Origin of the sequence: Caulobacter sp. (assembly GCF_017744445.1) — a bacterium.
In the GTDB taxonomy this organism is placed as follows: Bacteria; Pseudomonadota; Alphaproteobacteria; order Caulobacterales; family Caulobacteraceae; genus Caulobacter.
This window is the reverse complement of sequence record NZ_JAGIBH010000015.1, coordinates 67,920-85,764: the sequence shown is the minus strand read 5'-3', so window position 1 is coordinate 85,764 and position 17,845 is coordinate 67,920. Positions and strand designations below refer to the sequence as shown.

The following is a 17,845-nucleotide window of genomic DNA, read 5'->3' as shown; positions in this document are numbered from 1 at the left end:
GATCCTCCCCCGCGATGCGGGGGAGGTGGCCCAGAGGGCCGGAGGGGGCTCATGCTGACTAGGCCGAGCTAGCCCCCTCAGTCGCTCCGCGACAGCTCCCCCGCATCGCGGGGGAGCATCTTGACGCCTAGACCGACCGCCCGATCCGCTTGATCTCCCAGTCCAGCTGCACGCCAGTCTTTTCAAGCACGTCGGCGCGCACGGCCTCGCCCAGGCCTTCCAGGTCGGCGGCGGTCGCCTCGCCGGTATTGATCAGGAAGTTGCTGTGCAGGGGTGAGAACATCGCCCCGCCGAACGGCTTGCCGCGCCAGCCGGCCTCGTCGACCAGCTTCCACGACGAGTGGCCCGGCGGGTTCTTGAAGGTCGAGCCGCCGGTCTTTTCGCGGATCGGCTGGGTGGTTTCGCGACGCGACGTGATCTCGGCCATGCGGGCCTTGATCGCCTCGGGTTCGTCGGCGGTCCCTTCGAAGATGGCGTCCAGCACGAACACGGTGTCGCCATCCTGCAGCGCGCTGTGGCGATAGGTGTAGTGCAGGTCTTCGACCGACAGCTCACGCACCTGGCCGGCGCGGTCCATCACCCGGACGGACTTCACGACATTGACGGTCTCGGAGCCGTAGCAACCGGCGTTCATGATCACCGCGCCGCCGATCGTGCCGGGGATGCCGGCATAGAATTCCAGCCCGGCGATGCCGGCCTCGGCCGCCTTGCGGGCCAGGATGGCGTCGGGCACGGCGCTGCCGGCCTTGATGCGATTGTCGCCCAGGGCCTCGACGGTGTTGAAGCCCTTGCCCAGGCGAATGATCACGCCCTCGACGCCACCGTCGCGGACCAGGAGGTTGGAACCCACGCCGATAGCCAGCACCGGCACGGCCGGATCCAGGGCCTTCAAGAAGTCGGACAGGTCCTGCTCGTCGGCCGGCAGGAACACCACGTCGGCCGGACCGCCGACGCGGAACCAGGTGAACGGGGCCAGGGCCTCGTCGATCAGCAGCTTGCCCCGGACGGCGGGGAGCGAGGTCTTCCAGCTCATTTCGCCAGCGCTTCCAGCTGACCCGGCAGAGCATACGACCACGACGTGATGTCGCCCGCGCCCAGCAGCACGACCAGGTCGCCGCTGGCAGCCTCGGCCGCGATCAGGGCCGGCAGGGCCGCGGGGCTCTCCAGCGGGAGGGCGCGGCGGTGGCCGAACTTCTTGAGGCCCTCGACCAGGTGGTCGCGGTCGACGCCTTCGATCGGCTGCTCGCCGGCCGTGTAGACGTCGGCGACGATCACCGTGTCGGCGTCGTTGAAGCAGCTCGAGAACTCGGTCATCAGGTCGCGCAGGCGCGTGTAGCGGTGCGGCTGGACCACGGCGATGACCTTGCCTTGCGTCACCGCGCGGGCGGCCTTCAGAACGGCGGCGATCTCGACCGGGTGGTGGCCGTAGTCGTCGACCACGCGGATGCCGTTGGCCACGCCCGTGGTGGTGAAGCGGCGCTTGACCCCGCCAAAGCCGGCCAGGCCCTTGACGATGGCGGCGGCGTCGATGCCCAGCTCGCGGGCCACGGCCACGGCGGCGGTGGCGTTCAGCACGTTGTGGTGGCCGGCCATCGGCATCTTCAGGCCGTCGTAGCGCACAACCTCGCCGTCACGCGGCGACACCACGATGTCGAACTTGGCGCCTTCCGGGCCCATCTCGATGTTCGATACCCGAACCTCGGCCTGCGGATTGGTCCCGTAGGTCACCAGGCGGCGGTTCTCGATCCGCGAGGTCAGGGCCTGCACTTCCGGATGGTCGGTGCAGACGGCGGCGAAGCCGTAGAACGGGATGTTCTGGATGAAGTCCTGAAAGCCCTTCTTCACCGCGTCGAAGTCGCCCCAGTGATCCAGGTGCTCGGCGTCGATATTGGTGACGATGGCCACGGTGGACTTCAGCTTCAGGAACGAGCCGTCGCTCTCGTCGGCCTCGACGACGATCCAGTCGCCCTCGCCGACCTTGGCGTTGGTGCCATAGGCGTTGATGATGCCGCCATTGACCACGGTCGGGTCCAGGTCGCCGGCGTCCAGCAGGGCCGCGACCATCGAGGTCGTGGTGGTCTTGCCGTGCGTGCCGCCCACGGCGACCGAGAACTGCAGGCGCATGAGCTCGGCCAGCATCTCGGCGCGGCGCACCAGCGGCAGGCGCTTGTCGCGGCCGGCGGCCATCTCGACATTGTCGGCCTTGATGGCGGTCGAATAGACGATCGCCGACGCGCCTTCGACATTAGCCGCGTCCTGGCCGATGAAGATGCGCGCGCCCAGCTTCTCCAGCCGCTCGGTATTGGCGCTGGCCTTGGCGTCGCTACCCTGAACGGTGTAGCCGATACGCAGCATGATCTCGGCGATGCCGGACATGCCTATGCCGCCGATGCCGATGAAGTGCACGGGGCCGAGTTCGAAGGGGACGGGGCGTCGACGCTGGATCATGAAAAGCCGATTAGACCAATTCCGCGCGGCGGGAAACGCCCTCCTGGCTGTCTTGCTGTGCGCGACGCCGGCAGCGGCTCAGGCCCAGCTTGAACTGCGCCTGGCCGACGTCGGCCGCTTCGCCGTGTTCGTGGACATGGGCAGCGTCCGGTGGCAGGGCCGCACCACTCGCCTGCGCGTGCTCCAGGTGACCGAAGGCGGCTTCAAGGCCGGCGCCGAGGAGTTCTGGGGCGGCTGGCGTCACGAAGTCATCGACTGCAACGCCCGCACCATCGCCCACGCCGGCTTCGGCAGCATCCGCGCCGGTGGGCGTGAGGGGCCGGTGACCGGCGACCTGCGCCCGGCCGCGCCCCTGCCGGCGGGCAGCGCCGACGAGGGGGTGGCCAAGGTGGTCTGCGACGGCTGGCGGCCGTTCGCCAAGGTTCCGGTAGCGGCCAGCGTCGAGGACGCCGTCAGGATCGGCCGCCCGCTGATCGAGACGGGCGCGGAGCCGTGACGGTCTAGCCTTTCAGGAACGCCGCGACCTCGGCGGGCAATGGCTCGCCGCGGAGCCAGGCCGCGCCGTCATAGGTATGGGCGATCAACAATTTGCCATCCGCCAGCTCGACGCCGTGATAGTGGTCGGGGATCAAAACCCGCACGTCCGGGCCGGTGAAGTCCCTCAGGTTCTGGGTCACCAACATGTCGGCGTCGCCGGCCTTGGCCGTCTCGAGCACGTGACGATCCTCTTCGTCCTTGAGCGGCAAAACACCCACGCCACCGAGAGTCAGGGACGGCCCGTCGCGCGCGATGGTCGCCAGGACCTCAATCAGCCGATCCGCCTCGGCCCGTCCAAACCCGAACCGATCCAGGACGTCGCGGAGCCGGTTCAGCATCCCCCAGGAGATGACGAGCGCGACTGGCCCACGCGGGCTGACGCCGGACCGAACCGCCTCGACGAGCATCTGCGCCGAGGTCGAGGCGCCAGTGCGTTCCGACAGGATCGCGCCCAGCCAGACATTGAGGTCGAGGCAGAGCCTAACCGGCACGCGCCGGCCGCCGGGTCATCCGCACCGCTTCCGCCATGATGTCATCCTCGGTGGCTTCGGCGGTCAGGTCCGTTTTCAAGGATCCCGCGCCCTGACGCACCAGGGTCTCGTATTCCCGCTCGAGTAGAGCCCGGCTCAAGGCCCAACTGGCCTCTTCGACCGCCGCTCCGCCAGTGGCCTCGATCCGGCGCATGGCGTCTCGCGCGCCGGGCGTCAGGTGCAGATACCATCGCACCGCCGCCGCCATGATCTGAGACGGGTTGCGGTCCTCCAGCTTCGCGGTTTTCGCGATCAGCGTGTCGGTCGTTTCGTCAAGGTGCGTGGAACGGCTGGGCATGTCGGCCTCCAGTTCTACAGAATATATAGTTTCTGTAGATGGCAGGCAAATCACCCTACCCCGCCGTCCGCTCCACCAAATCCGCCAGCTTCTCGGCCGCGTCCGGCGTCGCCACCGACCTTGCGCCTGCTGCCATCTTCGCCAGGCGTTCGGGGTTCTTGAGCAGGGCGTTCAGGGCCCCCGCCATGGCGTCGACGGTCAGCTCATCCTCCAGGCACACGGCCGCGCCGCCCGCCTCTTCCAGGAGCTTGGCGTTGAAGCGCTGGTGGTCGTCGGCGGCGATCTTCAGCGGCACCAAGATGGACGGTCGGCCGGCCACGGCCAGCTCGGTGCAGGTCGAGGCGCCCGAGCGGCCGACCACCAGGTGGGCCTGGCGCAGATAGCCGGCCATGTCGCGGAAGAACGGCGCGACCTCGCAGTCGACCATGGCGTTGCGATAGGTCTTGCGGGCGCCTTCCATGCTCTCGGCGCGGGCCTGCTGGAACACCTTCAGACGCGAACGGACGTCCTCGGGCAGCTTGGCCACCGCCTCGGGGATCAGCTCCGACAGCAGACGAGCGCCCTGGCTGCCGCCGGTGACCAGAACGCGCAGCTGCACTTCCGGGGCGATGTAGGGCACGTCGTAGAGCTCGCGCACCGGCGGGCGCACGGGGTTGCCGACGACATGGGCGCGGGCCTTCACGCCCGGCTTGGCCATCTGCAGCGTCGGGAAGGCGCAGGCCACCTCGTTGACGCGCGGCGCCAGGAAGCGGTTCACACGGCCCAGGACTGCGTTCTGCTCGTGGATCACGGTCGGGCGCTTCTGGCTGAGCGCGCCCAGCAGGGCCGGCAGGGCGGGATAGCCGCCGAAGCCCACGACCACCGCCGGATCCAGGCGCTTGAAGGCCGCGCGGGCCTCCATGACGCCCTGCATGACCGTGAAGCCAGCCTTGATCATGCCCAGCGGGTCGTTGGACTTGGCCGTGGCGGCGGACAGGGCCAGGCGTTCTTCGGCCGGGAACTTGTCGGCGTACAGCGCGCCGCGATCATCCGTGGCCAGCACGACGCGCCAGCCGCGCGCGCTCAGCGCTTCAGCCAGCGCCTGGGCGGGGAACATATGGCCGCCGGTTCCCCCGGCGGCGACGACAGCCAGCTTGCTCATGTCAGGCGAACGCGCCGCCCAGGCTGAACTCGCCCGTCGCCCCGTAGGCGCCGGGGCGCTTTCGCACCAAGGCCAGGGCCATGCCCAGCGTCAAACCCATCGCGAGCATCGAAGAGCCCCCGTAACTGATGAACGGAAGCGTCATGCCCTTGGTCGGGATCATGTTCAAGTTCACGGCGATGTTAATGATGGCCTGCTGGCCCACCAGGACGAAAAGACCGGCCGCCGCGACCTGCTCGAACGGGTCGTTCAGCTTCATGGCCTTGTACAGCCCGCGCACCACCACGAAGGCGAACAGCGCGATCAGGCACCACGAGAAGATCAGGCCGTATTCCTCGGCCGCCACCGAATAGATGAAGTCGGTGTGCAGGTCGGGCACGTGGCGCTTCATCACCCCCTCACCCGGACCGCGCCCGAACAGGCCGCCGGCGCGAATGGCCTCGGCGGCGCGGGTGATCTGGTGAGTGTCGGCCTGGTCGGGGCTGAGGAACTTCTGCACCCGGGCGTGCACGTGGTCGAACAGGAAATAGGTCGAGCCCAGCCCCGCCAGCGCCACCGCGCCCAGGCCCATGATCCACGAGATCGGCACCCCGGCCATCCAGAAGGCGGCCCCGAAGGCGATGGTGATCAGCACGGTCTGGCCCACGTCCGGCTGCACCAGCAGCAAAGCGACGGCGATGAAATACAGCAGGAAGGCGATCGAGACGCCGGGCACCCCCTCGCCCTTCTGGCCCTCCGAGAACATCCACGAGACCAGCACGATCAGGGCCGGCTTCATGAACTCGGACGGTTGCAGGGTGAAGCCGCCGAACTGCAGCCAGCGCGTGGCGCCCTTGGCGTTGTGGCCGATGAACGGCAGGGCGATCATGATCGCGATCGCCACGATGTAGATGAAGAACGCCGCCCTTCGGATGCCCTTGGGCGACAGCATCGACACCATCAGCATCACCACCGACGAGGCGGTGGCGAAGAAGCACATGCGGATGGCGAAGTGGAACTGGTCGTCGATGCCGATCCGCTGGGCGGCGGCCGGACTCGAAGCGAACGACAGCAGCATGCCCAGGGTCACCAACAGTGCGGTGGCGCCCAGCAACCAGCGATCGGTCGTCCACCACCAGATGCCGAGCGCGGTGCGGTCGGTGCGGGCGAAGGCATGTGTCGCGTTGGAGGCCATGGCCGGAGAGTCGGACCGCAGGGTTAATCAAAGCTTGCTGCGCTGTTGTACGCCGGTGGACATGCGGCGAAAAGCGCGTGGAAGACGATCCGATCCGAGGTAGGAGAGGCTCATGCCCGCCTCCGACGACCTCCGCACGCTCGAAACGACCGCCGACGCGGCCGAACGCAACACCCTGGCCCTGCGTCTGGCCGAGGAGAAGACGCCCGGCCTGGACGCCGTGCTGGTGCGCCTGATCCAGCGCCCCGACCTGGCCGACAAGCGCGGCACGCTGGTCCACGCCCTGGGCTATCTGGACTGCTCGGACCATGTCGGCCTGCTGGTCGAGTTCGTTTTGACCGCCGACTTCGAGGTCGCCCACGAAGCGCTCCAAGCCCTGGAGACGGTCGAGGAAGCCGACGGCGAGGATATTGAAAAGGCCTTCGACCGCTTCCAGGCGGTTCACGCCCAGCCCGACCTCCCGGCCTGGCGCAAGGAACTGCTGGAAGACCTCGCCGAGATGTTCGACTAACCCAGCGCCTGCTTGGTCCAGGCGACGATCTGAGCCGTGCTCATCGCCCCGGCCTGACGGGCCACGGGCGCGCCATCCTTGAACAGGATCAAGGTGGGGATGCTGCTGACGTTCAGGGCCCCGGCGGCGGCGCCTTCGGCCTCGGAGTCCAGCTTCAGCAGGCGCACGGCCGGTTCCAGCTGGCGGGCGGCGGCCTCGAAGTTCGGGGCCATGGTCCGGCAGGGTCCGCACCACGGGGCCCAGACGTCCAGCAGCAGAGCCGTTCCCTTGGTCAGCCGGCGATGGCGGGCGAGATCGGCGCCGGTCACGGCGATGGGCTTGCCGGTGAACAGCGCCTCCTTGCATTGCCCGCACTTGGCCGATAGCGGATCGCGGTCCTGCGGCAGACGATTGCCAGCGCCGCACGCGACGCAAACGACCTGTGACATAAGCTCGGGCCTCCTTCGCCCCTTCCAACAACTCCATTGGAAGGCTGTTCCCCTGAAACACGAATGGCTCAGCTTGAATTCGCGGGCCAGCCGGTGATCATGGTCAGGGTTGCAGGGGCGTATGTGTGGCTGACGAGGGATCCGACAAGACCGTGCTCGAGGGCGCAGGGGTCTATTTCCTCAGCGTGGTCGAGGCCAGCCAGGACTGCATTCGGGTGATCAGTCCCGAGGGCGCGGTCGAATATATGAACGCCCAGGGCAAGAGCCTGTTCGAGATCGACGACTTCGACGGCCGCAACCGCCAGCGCTACTGGCCCGACATGTGGCCGCCCGAAAGCCGCGACGCCGTCGAGCAGGCCCTGCGCGCCGCCCAGGCCGGCCACGCCGTGGCCTTCCGCGCCTTCTGCCCCACGGCCAAGGGCGCGCCGCGCTGGTGGGACACCACCGTCTCGCCGATCCTGGAGAACGGCCGCGTCACCCGCGTGCTGGCCACTTCGCGCGACGTCACCGGCGAGCGCACGGCCGAGGCCCACCGCCAGTTGCTGGTCAACGAGCTGAATCATAGGGTGAAGAACACCCTGGCCACCGTCCAGTCGATCGCCAAGCAGTCGCTGCGCAACGCCGGCGTCGGCTCGGACGTCCGCGACGCCCTGGAAGGCCGGCTGATGGCCATCGCCGCCACCCACAACGTCCTGACCGACCAGAACTGGTCCGCCGCCAGCCTGCGCCAGATCGTCGACGGCTCTGTCGCCCCCTACAGCGCCCACCCCGCCCAGCTGACCATCACCGGCGCCGACCTGCAGGTCTCGCCCAAGCCGGCGGTGGTCATGGCCCTGGCTTTCCACGAACTGGCCATCAACGCCCTGAAATACGGCGCCCTTTCGGCTCCCGACGGCCATGTCGATATCCGCTGGTCGATCCAGCCGGGCAACCAGCTCTACATCGAATGGGCCGAACGCGGCGGCCCGGCGGTGCGCCCGCCGGAGAAGCGAGGGTTCGGGTCGCGGATCGTGGAGACGGCCTTGCCCAACGAGCTGGGCGGCGCGGTGGAGGTCGACTACCGGACCGAGGGCCTGCGGTGCTCGATCCGGTCACCGCTGGCGGCGCTGGATAAGGTGGATGCGTTCATGCCGCTGGGGTGAAGCGGCCCTATAAAACCCCTCTCTCATAGAGAGAGGGAGGGGCCCGCCGCCGAAGGCGGTGGGAGGGTGAGAGGTTTCACCACCAGCCGGAAAATCCAGATTCCTTCTGTTGAGTGTCCGGCATGCTCACGCCCCTTCCGTATGGACAAAATCGAAAACGCCCGCCGCCTGCGTCGAGATCAGACTCCGGCCGAGAAAGTTGTCTGGAACCTCGTCCGTGGTCGACGCCTCAGTGGCTTTCGTTTTCTACGACAACACCCCATCGACCGGTATTTTGCGGACTTCGTCTGCGAGTCAGCGAAGCTGATCATCGAGCTCGACGGCGCTGCCCACGAAGGGCGAGAGGACTACGACGCTCGGCGCACGAAACTCTGGAGCTGTTCGGATATACGGTTCTGAGGTTCCGCAACGAGCGTGTCCTAACCGATCCCGGCGGGGGGCGGATGACATCCTAGCGGTGCTTCGCTCGGAGAGGGTGTAACCTCTCACCCTCCCACCGCTTCGCGGCGGGCCCCTCCCTCTCTCTATGAGAGAGGGCGTTAGTCAGGCCACCGCCGCCTTACCGCCGCCCGACACCAGCCCGTTCACCGCCGCTCGAAACGCCTCGCCCCGGGCCTCGAAATCCGAGAACTGGTCGAACGACGCACAGGCCGGCGAGAGCAGAACGATCGCCTCCTCGCCGCTGGCGGCCGCATCGGCATAGGCCTGTTGCACGGCCTTCTCCAGCGTGCCGCTCATCTTGACCTCGGCCTTGCCGGCCAGGGTCGTGGCGAAGACGTTCGCGGCCTCGCCGATCAGATAGGCGGTGGCGATGCGGGGGAAGAGGTCCTTCAGGTCGTCGATGCCGCCGGCTTTGGCGACGCCGCCGGCGATCCAGTAGAACTTGGGGTAGGACGACATCGCCTGGCGGGCGGCGTCGGCGTTGGTGGCCTTGCTGTCGTTGACGAAGCGGACCTTGCCGATCTTGCCGACCGTCTCCATCCGGTGGGCCAGGCCCGGGAAAGTCATCAGGCCGTCGACCGCGTCCGACACCGAGATGCCGATGGCGCGGGCGGCGGCGTAGGCGGCGGCGGCGTTCTGCCAGTTGTGGCGGCCCGGCAGGCTGCGGGCGCGCAGAAGATCGGCGACCTCGACCACACGCTCGCCCGTGGCGTCGTACAGCACGCCTTGCAGGGCGTAGACGCCCCGGCCCATGGCCTTACCGGCGCTGATCGGCCAGATGGTGCGGCGGTTGGCGGCGGTGATCTCGGTGCAGATCTGCTGGCACCAGGCGTCGTCGACGCCGATGATCGCCGTGTCGCCCTTGCCCTGGTTCAGGAAGATCCGGCGCTTGGCGGCGATGTAGCCGTCCATGCCGCCGTGACGGTCCAGGTGATCGGGCGAGATGTTCAGCAGCACAACCGCGTCGGGGTGCAGGCTGGAGGTCAGGTCCAGCTGGTAGGACGACAGCTCCAGCACGTAGACCGCGCCGCCGTGCATGTCTTCCAGGCCCAGGATCCCCTGGCCGATGTTGCCGCCGACGCGGGTGTCGCGGCCGGCCGAGGCGCACAGGTGGCCGATCAGGGCGGTCGTGGTCGACTTGCCGTTGGTGCCGGTGATGGCGATGATCTTCGGGCGCTTGTGGGCCGGCGCGGCGTTGACCGTGCGGGCGAAGAGCTCGACATCGCCCAGGATCTCGACGCCGGCGGCCTTGGCCTTCTCGACGGTCCAGTGCGGTTTCGGATGGGTCAGCGGCACGCCCGGCGACAGCATCAGGGCGGCGAACTGGCTCCAGTCGGCGGCTTGCAGGTCGACGACCGGGAAGCCCTCGGCGGCGGCGGCCTCGCGGCTCTCCGCCTTTTCGTCCCACAGGGCGACCTTCGCCCCGCCCGCGATCAAGGCGCGCGCCGCCGTCAGGCCGGTGCGGCCCAGGCCGAACACCGCGACGGTCTTGTCCTCGAAACCACGGACCGGGATCATGCTCCTCGCCTCTCCTAGCGCAGCTTGAGGGTGGCGAGGCCGACGAAGGACAGCATCATCGCCACGATCCAGAAGCGGATCACGACGGTGGATTCAGCCCAGCCCAGCTTCTCGAAATGGTGGTGGATCGGCGCCATCAGGAAGACCCGCTTGCCGGTCTTCTTGAAGTAGGCGACCTGGATCATGACGCTGAGCGCCTCGGCCACGAACAGGCCGCCGACGATGCCCAGGACCAGCTCGTGCTTGGCGCAGACGGCGATCGCGCCCAGCGCGCCGCCCAGGGCCAGGGAGCCGGTGTCGCCCATGAAGATCTTGGCCGGCGGGGCGTTGTACCAGAGGAAGCCCATGCCGCCGCCGATGATGGCGGCGCAAACGACCGCCAGCTCGCCCACGCCCGGCGCGAAGTGCAGGTTCAGATAGTCCGCGAACTTGTAGTTGCCGACCAGGTAGGCGATCAGGCCGAAGGTCGAGGCGGCGAACATCACCGGCACGATGGCCAGGCCGTCCAGGCCGTCGGTCAGGTTCACGGCGTTGGAGAAGCCGGCGATCGTGACCGCCGCGAACACCACGTAGAACCAGCCCAGATTGATCACCAGCGCCTTGAAGATCGGGAAGACCACGCTGGTCTCCATCCCCGGCGTCATCGGTGACTTGGGCGCGAACAGGATCAGGATCACCGTGGCGATGATCGCCACCGCGAACTGGGCCACCAGCTTCTGCACGCTGGAGAGGCCGGCCGTGGTCTGCTTGGTGACCTTGGCGTAGTCGTCCATGAAGCCCAGGATCCCGTAGCTGCCGGTGATCAGCAGCACGACCCAGACGTGGATGTTGCGCAGGTCGGCCCACAGCAGGGCGCCGACGAACAGGCCCGCCAGGATCATGAAGCCGCCCATGGTGGGCGTGCCGGCCTTCTCGGTGACGTGACGGGCGATGCCGTCGGTGCGGATCGGCTGGCCCTTGCCCTGCTTGGCCTTCATCCAGCGGATGAAGCGCGAGCCCATCGCCACGGCGACGATATAGGCGGTCAGCATCGCCATGCCCGACCGGAAGGTCAGGTACTTCAAGAGGTTCAGCGCCGGGACATGCTCTTGCGAGCGCGCCAGCCATTCATACAGGAAGTACAGCATCAGCCCTGTTCCCCAAGGTCGAGCGCGGCCAGGGCCTGGGCGAGAACCCCGGCCTTGGAGCCGTTCGACCCCTTCACCATCACCACGTCATCTGGACGGATCGCCCCCGCCAGCTGCGCCGTTAACTTTTCAGTAACTTCCGCGTAGCCGCCTCGCCGAGTCGGCGGAAGCTGCTCCCACAGCGATTTCATGTGGACGCCTGCGAGAAAAACCACGTCAACGTTTGCACGGTCGATCGGGCCTGCAAGCTCGGCGTGAAAGGCGGCGCTGCCCTCGCCCAGTTCGAGCATGTCGGTCAGCACGACGACCCGGCGGCCGGCGACCTTGCGCGCGCCCAGGGTCTTCAAGGCCGCCTGCATCGAAACCGGATTGGCGTTGTAGCTCTCGTCCACCAGGGTGAAGGCGCCGCCGTCGATACGAACGGTCTTCTCGGCCCCGCGGCCCTCGATCGGGGCGAAGGCGGCCAGGGCGGCCAGGGCGGTCTCGCGCGGCACATCCAGGGCTTCCAGCATCAGAAGGACGCACAGGCTGTTGGGGCCCCAATGCACGCCGGTCTGCAACAGGGAGAACTCGACCGGTTCGCCACGGAGAACAGCTTTTATAACCGATTTCCCCGGCGAAGGCCGGGGCCCAGATGACAAAGCGTCGGGCTCTCCGGATGAATCTGGGCCCCGGCTTTCGCCGGGGAGATCGGATGAAAAGGAAATGAGCTGGGCAGTGCAATCGGGAGAAGAGCCGAAACTCCAGACCAGGGCGCCGGCCTTCTCGGCCTCGGCCTTCAGCAGGTCGAACCACTTGTTGTCGGCGTTGAGGACGGCGATCCCGCCGGGCTCCAGCCCCGCGAAGATCTCGGCCTTGGCCAGCGCCACGCCCTCTTCGTTCTCGAAGTTCTCCAGGTGCACCGGGCCGACCGTGGTGATCGCCACCGCGTGCGGCTGGACGAAGCCCGACAGCGGGGTGATCTCGTCGGCGTGGTTCATGCCGATCTCGAACACGGCGCGTTCCGTGTCGCGCGGCATCCGGGCCAGGGTTAGCGGCACGCCGATGTGGTTGTTGTAGCTCTTGACCGAAGCGTGGGCCTTGCCCGCCAGGCGCAGGCCGGCCTCGACGGCGCGGGTGACGCTGGTCTTGCCGACCGAGCCCGTGACCGCCCCGCGCTTGCACTGCGGCGCGCGCTCGCGAGCGGCGACGCCCAGGGCTTCCAGGGCCTTGAAGGTGTCCTCGACCATGACGGCCGGAGCGTCGACCGCCTTGGCGGCCAGCACGCCAGTCGCCCCGGCGGCCACGGCCTGCGGGACGAAGTCGTGACCGTCGCGCGCGCCGACCAGCGGCACGAACAGGTCGTCCTTCTCCACAGAGCGGGTATCGATCGAGACGCCGGTCACGGCGAAGTCGCCGGCGACCTTGCCGCCCGTGGCCTGCGCGATCTCGTCAGCTGTCCAGAGGGCTTCAGGCATCGACGCCCTCCAGCGCTTCCAGCGTCTCGGTCACGTCGTCGAAGGGATGGACGACGCCGGCGACGATCTGGCCCTGCTCGTGGCCCTTGCCGGCGATGACCAGCACGTCGCCGTCGGTCATCAGCTGCACGGCGGCGCGGATGGCGGCGCGGCGGTCGCCGATCTCGCAGGCGCCCGGCGCGGCTTCCATAATGGCGGCGCGGATCGAGGCCGGCTCTTCCGAGCGGGGGTTATCGTCGGTGACGATGGCGATGTCGGCCAGCTTGGCGGCGATGGCGCCCATCAGCGGGCGCTTGCCGCGGTCACGGTCGCCGCCGGCGCCGAACACGGCGATCAGACGGCCGCGCGCGTGTGGACGCAGCGCCTCCAGCACGGTCTGCAGGCCGTCCGGGGTGTGGGCGTAGTCGACATAGGCCTCGCCGCCCTTGGGGCCGCGACCGACGCGTTGCAGGCGACCGGCGGCGCCTTCCAGCGTTTCCAGGGCCTTGAGCACCCGCACCGGATCCTCGCCGGCGGCGATGCACAGGCCCGCCGCGACCAGCACGTTCGAGGCCTGGAAGGCGCCGGCCAGCGGCAGCGCGATGTGGTGGATGTCGCCGTCGATCTCGACCGCCATGTCCTGGCCGGCCGGGGTCGGGGTGCGCGTGATCAGGCGCAGGCCCTGGCCGTCCTCGCCCACCGAGAACACGCTCTGGCCCGAGGTCACCGCGGCGGCGGCGAAGTTGGGGAAGGCGTCGCTGTCGGCGTTCAGCACGGCCGTCGCGCCACCGGGCGTCAGGGTGTCGAACAGGCGCAGCTTGGCGGCCCGGTACTCTTCCATCGAGCCGTGATAGTCGAGGTGGTCCTGGGTGAAGTTGGTGAAGCCGGCGGCATGCAACTTCACGCCATCGACGCGGCGCTGGTCAACGCCGTGCGAGCTGGCCTCCAGGGCCAGGTGGGTGACGCCCATCTCGGCCAGGCGCGCGACCATCTCGGCCACGTCGCCGGCATCCGGCGTGGTCAGGCCTGGCGGAGTCAGCTGCTGGTCGGGCTTGCCCGCTTCCGAGACCACGACGCCCAGGGTGCCCATGCTGGCGGCCTTGTGACCCAGGCGGGCGAAGATCTGGCGGCAGAAGCCGGCGACCGAGGTCTTGCCGTTGGTGCCGGTCACCGCCACGCACATGGCCGGCTGCTTGCCCCAGAAGGCGGCCGAGGCCAGGGCGTAGGCGCGGCGAGCATCTTCCGAACGCACCACCGGCACGCCCAGCCCCTCCAGCCCGCCCTCGGGGGCCAGCACGGCGGCGGCGCCCTTGGCCACCGCGCCCTCGGCGAAGTCGCGGCCGTCGACCTTGGTGCCTGGCAGGGCGGCGAACAGCCAGCCGGCCGTGACCTTGCGGCTGTCGGCGGTGACGCCGGCGATCACCGGGTCATTGGCGAAGGGACGGTTGAACAGTTCCGACAGATGTCTGGTCATAGCCCCGCCTCCGGTACCGCGTTCTTCGAGGGGCTGGCGATGGTCACCAGCTGCGTCTTGCGTTGCACGCCCAGGAACGGCGCGATGCGTTCGATCACCTTGCCGGCCGGCGGCGCGCCGACCCAGCCGCCGGTCGAGAAGCCCGCCGACTTGGCCGTGCCGTGCGGCTCGTCCATCAGGATCAGCACGAAGTAGCGGTCGGCCTCCAGCGGCCCATCGGTCGGGAACACCGCCGCGAACGACGAGACCTGGCGCTGGTGATTATAACCCCGGATCGACGGATCGTACTTCTCGCCCGTGCCGGTCTTGCCGCCGACCGACAGGCCGGGGACATCAGCCTTGCCGCCGCTGCCGCCCTCGCCCGGGATGACGTTGGCCCGCATGATCTTCAGCATCTCGGCCGAGGTGTTCTCGGAGATCACCCGCTTGCCTTCCGGACGCACGCCCGGCGGCAGCTTGCGGATGGTCAGAGGGATCGACTCGCCGCCGTTCAGCAGCGCGCCCATCGCTTGAGCCAGGGCCAGCGGGCTGACGTTCATACCGTGGCCGAACGAGGTGGAGGCCACCGCATCCATGTCCCACTTCCGCGGGGTCAGCGGGCGGGCCGACTCCATCAGCTCGACCTTGGCCGGCTTGGTCAGGCCCAGGGCGGTGAAGTACTTGGACAGACGCTCGCCGCCGATCTTCTCGGCCAGCATGGCCGTGCCGATGTTCGACGAGTGCTTGAACACCTCGACCAGGGTTAGGATGGCCTTGGCGGCGTGGTAGTCGTGGATGGTGCGATAGCCCAGCTTGAAGGGCTCGCGCGCGTCGAAGGTCGACTGCGGCGTGGCGACGCCCGTGTCCAGGCCGATCGCCACGGTGAAGGCCTTGAAGGTCGAGCCCATCTCATAGACCGAGGCGGCGGCGCGGTTCAGGCGCTGGTCGTCGGTGGCCTCGCCGGCCTTGTTGGCGTCGTAGTCGGGATAGCTGGCCAGGCCCAGGATCTCGCCGGTGTGGACGTTGGTGACCAGGCCGACCGCGCCCTTGGGCGTGAAGTCGGCGACAGCCTTGTTCAGCTCGTCCTCCAACGCGGCCTGCACGCGCACGTCGATCGACAGCTGGGTCGGACCGCCGTCGCCGCCCGCCGCCTTGCGGATCGGATCGTCCAGGGCGCGCTCGGCGCCAGCTAGGCCCTTGCCGCCGCTGTCGACGAAGCCGATCAGGTGCGCGGCCGTCGGGCCCAGCGGATACATCCGCCGCTCCTGCTCCTCGAACGAGATGCCGGGCAGGCCCAGATTGAAGATGTCGTCCTTCTCGTCGGGCGTCAGGCCGCCCAGCACGAAGGCGCGGTGGTCGCCGAACACGGCCTTGTCCAGGCGCTTGGCCGGCACCTGCGGCAGCGCCTTACCCAGCGCGCGGCGCACTTCCTTGGCGTCCCACACCTCGCGCGGGTCGACGTAAAGGGCGTAGTGGGCCAGATCGACGGCCAGCAGCTTGCCGTTGCGGTCGACGATGTCGCCGCGCGCGCCTTCAGCGCCCTGGGCGTAGCCACTACCGCGCCCGGCGTTCGAGAACAGCGCCGCCCAACCGGCGCCCAGGCCCACGCCGACGAAGCACAGCGAGAAAAAGCCCATCACCAGGAAGATGCGGATGCGGGTGTCGTCTTCGGGCTTGGCCGCGGCGCGCGAACGCTCGAAGGCGTGCTCCAGGCGCCAGACGCGCTCGATCAGCCACCGCCACAGCGGCGACTGGAAACCGCCGGGCCCGAGGTTGGAGAGGCTCATCGCGGCGCCCCCGGAGCCTGGGGTGGCGGCGGAGGCGGCGGTGGCGGCGGCAACGAGGCGTCGTCCGGCAGCGCCTCGGGGCCATCGGCGGCCAGATCCTCGGGACCGACCGGCGAGGCCGAGATCGGGGCGCGCGGCAGTTCGCGGCGGCGGGCCACGTCGATCAGGGCGTCCTCGGTGATCTCGTGATCCGGCGCGATCGGCTTCAGCTGCATCATCATCGCCAGCTGCTCGATGCGGCGGGGCTGCTCCAGGTGAGCGACCTCGGCCTCCAGCAGGCGCTTGCGCACGGCCTCGTCGTCGATCTGCTGCTCGATCTTGCTGATCTCCTGCAGCTCGCGACCGGCGAAGGTCTTGGCCAGGTAGACGCTGGTGAACAGGGTCAGCAGGATGCCCACGCCCGCGACTTCCACGACGCGGAAGCCCCGGACCCGGCGATTGAAGAGGCCCGAGACGCTCATGCCGCGCTCTCCCAGACGGGAGCTTCGGTACGGACAGCGGCGCGCAGCTTCGACGAGCGCGCGCGCGGATTGACGGCCAGCTCGGCCTCGCCCGGCGCGATGGCCTTGTTGGCGATCAGCTGGAAGCTGGCCGGCGCGCCGGTGGGCGCCTGCGGCAGGTGGCGCGAGCCGCCCGGCGTGCGCCCCGCCCGCTCGGCCAGGTAATTCTTGACGATGCGGTCTTCCAGCGAATGGAAGGTCACCACCGCCAGGCGGCCGCCCGGCTTCAGGATCCGCTCGGCGGCGTCCAGGCCGGCTTCCAGCTCGCCCAGTTCGTCATTGACCGCGATGCGCAGGCCCTGGAACGAGCGCGTGGCCGGATGGACCTTGGCGCCCTTGCGGCCACCCAGTGCGCGCTCGATCACCTCGGCCAGGTCCAGGGTGCGTTCGAACAGGCGCTCTTCCCGACGACGGATGATGAAGCTGGCGATGCGACGCGAGGCATGCTCCTCGCCATAGACATAGAGAATGCGGGCCAGCTCGGTGTGGTCCAGCGTATTGACCAGGTCGGCGGCGGTCGGACCCGTGTCGCTCATCCGCATGTCCAGCGGACCGTCGCGCATGAACGAAAAGCCGCGCTCGGCCTCGTCCAGCTGCATGGACGACACGCCGATATCGAGCACCACGCCGTCGACCGACCGCGGCGCGAAATGCTCGGCCATCTGCGAGAAGCGGTCCTGGATCAGGCGGAAGCGGTCGGCCGGCAGGCCTTCGGTGAAGCGCAGCACGGTCGGGTCGCGATCGAAGCCGACGACGCTGGCGCCGGTGGCCAGGATCGCGCGCGTATACCCCCCGGCTCCGAAGGTGCCGTCGATGATGGTCTCGCCCGGCTTGGCGCCCAGGGCCTCGACGACCTCATCCAGCAGGACCGAGATGTGCGGGGCGTCGCTCACGAGGCGCTCCCCAGCTTTGCGGTCCGTTGCTGGGCGCGCATGGCGGCCAGGCCTTCCCGGGCCAGATCACGCTGGGCCGCGCGATGGGCCTGGAAGGCCTCGCGGGACCAGATCTGAAAACGCTCACCCATACCGACGACGGTCACCCAATCCGTGAGACCGCACATTTCGCACAGCTGGTCGGGAAGCGTAATGCGACCAGCTGTATCAAACGACAGCTTGGCCATGCCGCCCAGGACACTGGTTTCCAGGGCCGAGCGCAGCGGATCACCGAACGGCATCTCCTCGATCACGCCCATGTAGCGGTCGAACAAGGCCTTTCCGCCCGCTTCCAGGCAGTCGGCCTCGATGGAGGGGAAGCAGAAGATCCCGTCGAACATGCCCGAGACGGCCGCGCGGAATTCCTGCGGCACAACGATGCGCCGCTTGCTGTCGAGCTGTTTCTCGAACGTCGAGAGAAACACTGAAGCTTTAACCCCGC

Annotated in this window: 18 protein-coding genes and 1 pseudogene; 4 read left to right on the top strand and 15 right to left on the bottom strand. The window is 68.6% G+C overall.

The annotated features are described in order from the left end of the window. Positions 1 to 127: 127 nt before the first annotated feature. Together murB and murC are read right to left on the bottom strand one after the other, a co-directional pair. Positions 128 to 1,033, bottom strand: coding sequence for a UDP-N-acetylmuramate dehydrogenase (gene murB / locus J7528_RS19920; RefSeq protein ID WP_291878041.1), 906 nt, complete (start codon positions 1,031 to 1,033; stop codon positions 128 to 130). Beyond that, complete coding sequence (murC, locus tag J7528_RS19915; protein WP_291878039.1) at positions 1,030 to 2,448, bottom strand: UDP-N-acetylmuramate--L-alanine ligase; 1,419 nt, start codon at positions 2,446 to 2,448, stop codon at positions 1,030 to 1,032. The genes murB and murC overlap by 4 nt, the downstream gene beginning before the upstream one ends. Here murC and J7528_RS19910 point away from each other — a divergent pair. After that, positions 2,447 to 2,944: a hypothetical protein gene (locus J7528_RS19910; protein ID WP_291878037.1), complete on the top strand. Its 498-nt coding sequence runs from the start codon at positions 2,447 to 2,449 to the stop codon at positions 2,942 to 2,944. The two genes, murC and J7528_RS19910, sit on opposite strands and share 2 nt — an antisense overlap. A 4-nt stretch (positions 2,945 to 2,948) precedes the next feature. Here the strand turns inward: J7528_RS19910 and J7528_RS19905 are convergent, their stop codons facing one another. The 4 genes from J7528_RS19905 to ftsW are packed head-to-tail and all read right to left on the bottom strand — an operon-like array spanning position 2,949 to position 6,128. Next, positions 2,949 to 3,476 (bottom strand): PIN domain-containing protein, encoded by a 528-nt coding sequence (locus tag J7528_RS19905; protein WP_291878035.1) that lies wholly within the window; start codon positions 3,474 to 3,476, stop codon positions 2,949 to 2,951. Next, positions 3,466 to 3,813, bottom strand: a complete 348-nt coding sequence (locus J7528_RS19900; protein ID WP_291878033.1) for a hypothetical protein — start codon at positions 3,811 to 3,813, stop codon at positions 3,466 to 3,468. The genes J7528_RS19905 and J7528_RS19900 overlap by 11 nt, the downstream gene beginning before the upstream one ends. Before the next feature lie 55 nt (positions 3,814 to 3,868). Then, positions 3,869 to 4,954, bottom strand: coding sequence for an undecaprenyldiphospho-muramoylpentapeptide beta-N-acetylglucosaminyltransferase (gene murG, locus J7528_RS19895; protein WP_291878030.1), 1,086 nt, complete (start codon positions 4,952 to 4,954; stop codon positions 3,869 to 3,871). A 1-nt stretch (position 4,955) separates the two neighbouring features. Then, positions 4,956 to 6,128 carry a putative lipid II flippase FtsW gene (ftsW, locus tag J7528_RS19890; RefSeq protein WP_291878028.1) on the bottom strand — a complete coding sequence of 391 codons (1,173 nt, stop codon included), beginning with the start codon at positions 6,126 to 6,128 and terminating at the stop codon, positions 4,956 to 4,958. Positions 6,129 to 6,240: 112 nt separating this feature from the next. Between ftsW and J7528_RS19885 the strand changes: the two genes are divergently transcribed. Beyond that, on the top strand, positions 6,241 to 6,639 hold the full coding sequence (locus J7528_RS19885) for a hypothetical protein (RefSeq protein ID WP_291878025.1): 399 nt from the start codon (positions 6,241 to 6,243) through the stop codon (positions 6,637 to 6,639). On the opposite strand, the gene trxC is transcribed toward J7528_RS19885, so the two are convergent. Continuing rightward, positions 6,636 to 7,067 carry a thioredoxin TrxC gene (gene trxC, locus J7528_RS19880; RefSeq protein ID WP_291878022.1) on the bottom strand — a complete coding sequence of 144 codons (432 nt, stop codon included), beginning with the start codon at positions 7,065 to 7,067 and terminating at the stop codon, positions 6,636 to 6,638. The genes J7528_RS19885 and trxC overlap by 4 nt on opposite strands. Positions 7,068 to 7,192: 125 nt before the next feature. Here trxC and J7528_RS19875 point away from each other — a divergent pair, with 125 nt between their 5' ends. Together J7528_RS19875 and J7528_RS19870 are read left to right on the top strand one after the other, a co-directional pair. Continuing rightward, on the top strand, positions 7,193 to 8,209 hold the full coding sequence (locus tag J7528_RS19875) for an HWE histidine kinase domain-containing protein (protein ID WP_291878019.1): 1,017 nt from the start codon (positions 7,193 to 7,195) through the stop codon (positions 8,207 to 8,209). Positions 8,210 to 8,350: 141 nt separating this feature from the next. Further along, positions 8,351 to 8,690: pseudogene (locus J7528_RS19870) on the top strand (endonuclease domain-containing protein). A gap of 62 nt (positions 8,691 to 8,752) precedes the next feature. Here J7528_RS19870 and murD read toward each other — a convergent pair. The 8 genes from murD to J7528_RS19830 are packed head-to-tail and all read right to left on the bottom strand — an operon-like array spanning position 8,753 to position 17,828. Beyond that, positions 8,753 to 10,168 (bottom strand): UDP-N-acetylmuramoyl-L-alanine--D-glutamate ligase, encoded by a 1,416-nt coding sequence (murD, locus tag J7528_RS19865; protein WP_291878016.1) that lies wholly within the window; start codon positions 10,166 to 10,168, stop codon positions 8,753 to 8,755. 14 nt (positions 10,169 to 10,182) lie between these two features. Beyond that, positions 10,183 to 11,295: a phospho-N-acetylmuramoyl-pentapeptide-transferase gene (gene mraY, locus J7528_RS19860; protein WP_291878013.1), complete on the bottom strand. Its 1,113-nt coding sequence runs from the start codon at positions 11,293 to 11,295 to the stop codon at positions 10,183 to 10,185. After that, the gene (gene murF / locus J7528_RS19855; protein ID WP_291878011.1) at positions 11,295 to 12,752 is read right to left on the bottom strand and encodes a UDP-N-acetylmuramoyl-tripeptide--D-alanyl-D-alanine ligase; all 1,458 of its coding nucleotides are present in this window, start codon (positions 12,750 to 12,752) and stop codon (positions 11,295 to 11,297) included. The genes mraY and murF overlap by 1 nt, the downstream gene beginning before the upstream one ends. Then, a complete protein-coding gene (locus tag J7528_RS19850; RefSeq protein WP_291878008.1) occupies positions 12,745 to 14,205 on the bottom strand; it encodes a UDP-N-acetylmuramoyl-L-alanyl-D-glutamate--2,6-diaminopimelate ligase in 1,461 nt (486 codons plus the stop codon). The genes murF and J7528_RS19850 overlap by 8 nt, the downstream gene beginning before the upstream one ends. Further along, positions 14,202 to 15,971, bottom strand: a complete 1,770-nt coding sequence (locus tag J7528_RS19845) for a penicillin-binding protein 2 (RefSeq protein ID WP_291878006.1) — start codon at positions 15,969 to 15,971, stop codon at positions 14,202 to 14,204. The genes J7528_RS19850 and J7528_RS19845 overlap by 4 nt, the downstream gene beginning before the upstream one ends. Continuing rightward, the gene (locus J7528_RS19840; RefSeq protein ID WP_291878004.1) at positions 15,968 to 16,432 is read right to left on the bottom strand and encodes a cell division protein; all 465 of its coding nucleotides are present in this window, start codon (positions 16,430 to 16,432) and stop codon (positions 15,968 to 15,970) included. The genes J7528_RS19845 and J7528_RS19840 overlap by 4 nt, the downstream gene beginning before the upstream one ends. Next, positions 16,429 to 17,364: a 16S rRNA (cytosine(1402)-N(4))-methyltransferase RsmH gene (rsmH, locus tag J7528_RS19835; RefSeq protein ID WP_291878001.1), complete on the bottom strand. Its 936-nt coding sequence runs from the start codon at positions 17,362 to 17,364 to the stop codon at positions 16,429 to 16,431. Before rsmH ends, J7528_RS19840 begins: the two co-directional genes overlap by 4 nt. Then, entirely contained in the window at positions 17,361 to 17,828 is a 468-nt protein-coding gene (locus tag J7528_RS19830; protein ID WP_291878113.1) for a division/cell wall cluster transcriptional repressor MraZ, read from the bottom strand. Before J7528_RS19830 ends, rsmH begins: the two co-directional genes overlap by 4 nt. Positions 17,829 to 17,845: the final 17 nt, after the last annotated feature.

Excerpts from the sequence above, each read along its gene's own strand:
- murB (WP_291878041.1), bottom strand. The coding sequence starts at position 1,033 with ATGAGCTGGAAGACCTCGCTCCCCGCCGTCCGGGGCAAGCTGCTGATC.
- J7528_RS19910 (WP_291878037.1), top strand. The coding sequence starts at position 2,447 with ATGAAAAGCCGATTAGACCAATTCCGCGCGGCGGGAAACGCCCTCCTG.
- murC (WP_291878039.1), bottom strand. The coding sequence starts at position 2,448 with ATGATCCAGCGTCGACGCCCCGTCCCCTTCGAACTCGGCCCCGTGCAC.
- J7528_RS19900 (WP_291878033.1), bottom strand. The coding sequence starts at position 3,813 with ATGCCCAGCCGTTCCACGCACCTTGACGAAACGACCGACACGCTGATC.
- murG (WP_291878030.1), bottom strand. The coding sequence starts at position 4,954 with ATGAGCAAGCTGGCTGTCGTCGCCGCCGGGGGAACCGGCGGCCATATG.
- ftsW (WP_291878028.1), bottom strand. The coding sequence starts at position 6,128 with ATGGCCTCCAACGCGACACATGCCTTCGCCCGCACCGACCGCACCGCG.
- J7528_RS19885 (WP_291878025.1), top strand. The coding sequence starts at position 6,241 with ATGCCCGCCTCCGACGACCTCCGCACGCTCGAAACGACCGCCGACGCG.
- trxC (WP_291878022.1), bottom strand. The coding sequence starts at position 7,067 with ATGTCACAGGTCGTTTGCGTCGCGTGCGGCGCTGGCAATCGTCTGCCG.
- murD (WP_291878016.1), bottom strand. The coding sequence starts at position 10,168 with ATGATCCCGGTCCGTGGTTTCGAGGACAAGACCGTCGCGGTGTTCGGC.
- mraY (WP_291878013.1), bottom strand. The coding sequence starts at position 11,295 with ATGCTGTACTTCCTGTATGAATGGCTGGCGCGCTCGCAAGAGCATGTC.
- murF (WP_291878011.1), bottom strand. The coding sequence starts at position 12,752 with ATGCCTGAAGCCCTCTGGACAGCTGACGAGATCGCGCAGGCCACGGGC.
- J7528_RS19850 (WP_291878008.1), bottom strand. The coding sequence starts at position 14,205 with ATGACCAGACATCTGTCGGAACTGTTCAACCGTCCCTTCGCCAATGAC.
- J7528_RS19845 (WP_291878006.1), bottom strand. The coding sequence starts at position 15,971 with ATGAGCCTCTCCAACCTCGGGCCCGGCGGTTTCCAGTCGCCGCTGTGG.
- J7528_RS19840 (WP_291878004.1), bottom strand. The coding sequence starts at position 16,432 with ATGAGCGTCTCGGGCCTCTTCAATCGCCGGGTCCGGGGCTTCCGCGTC.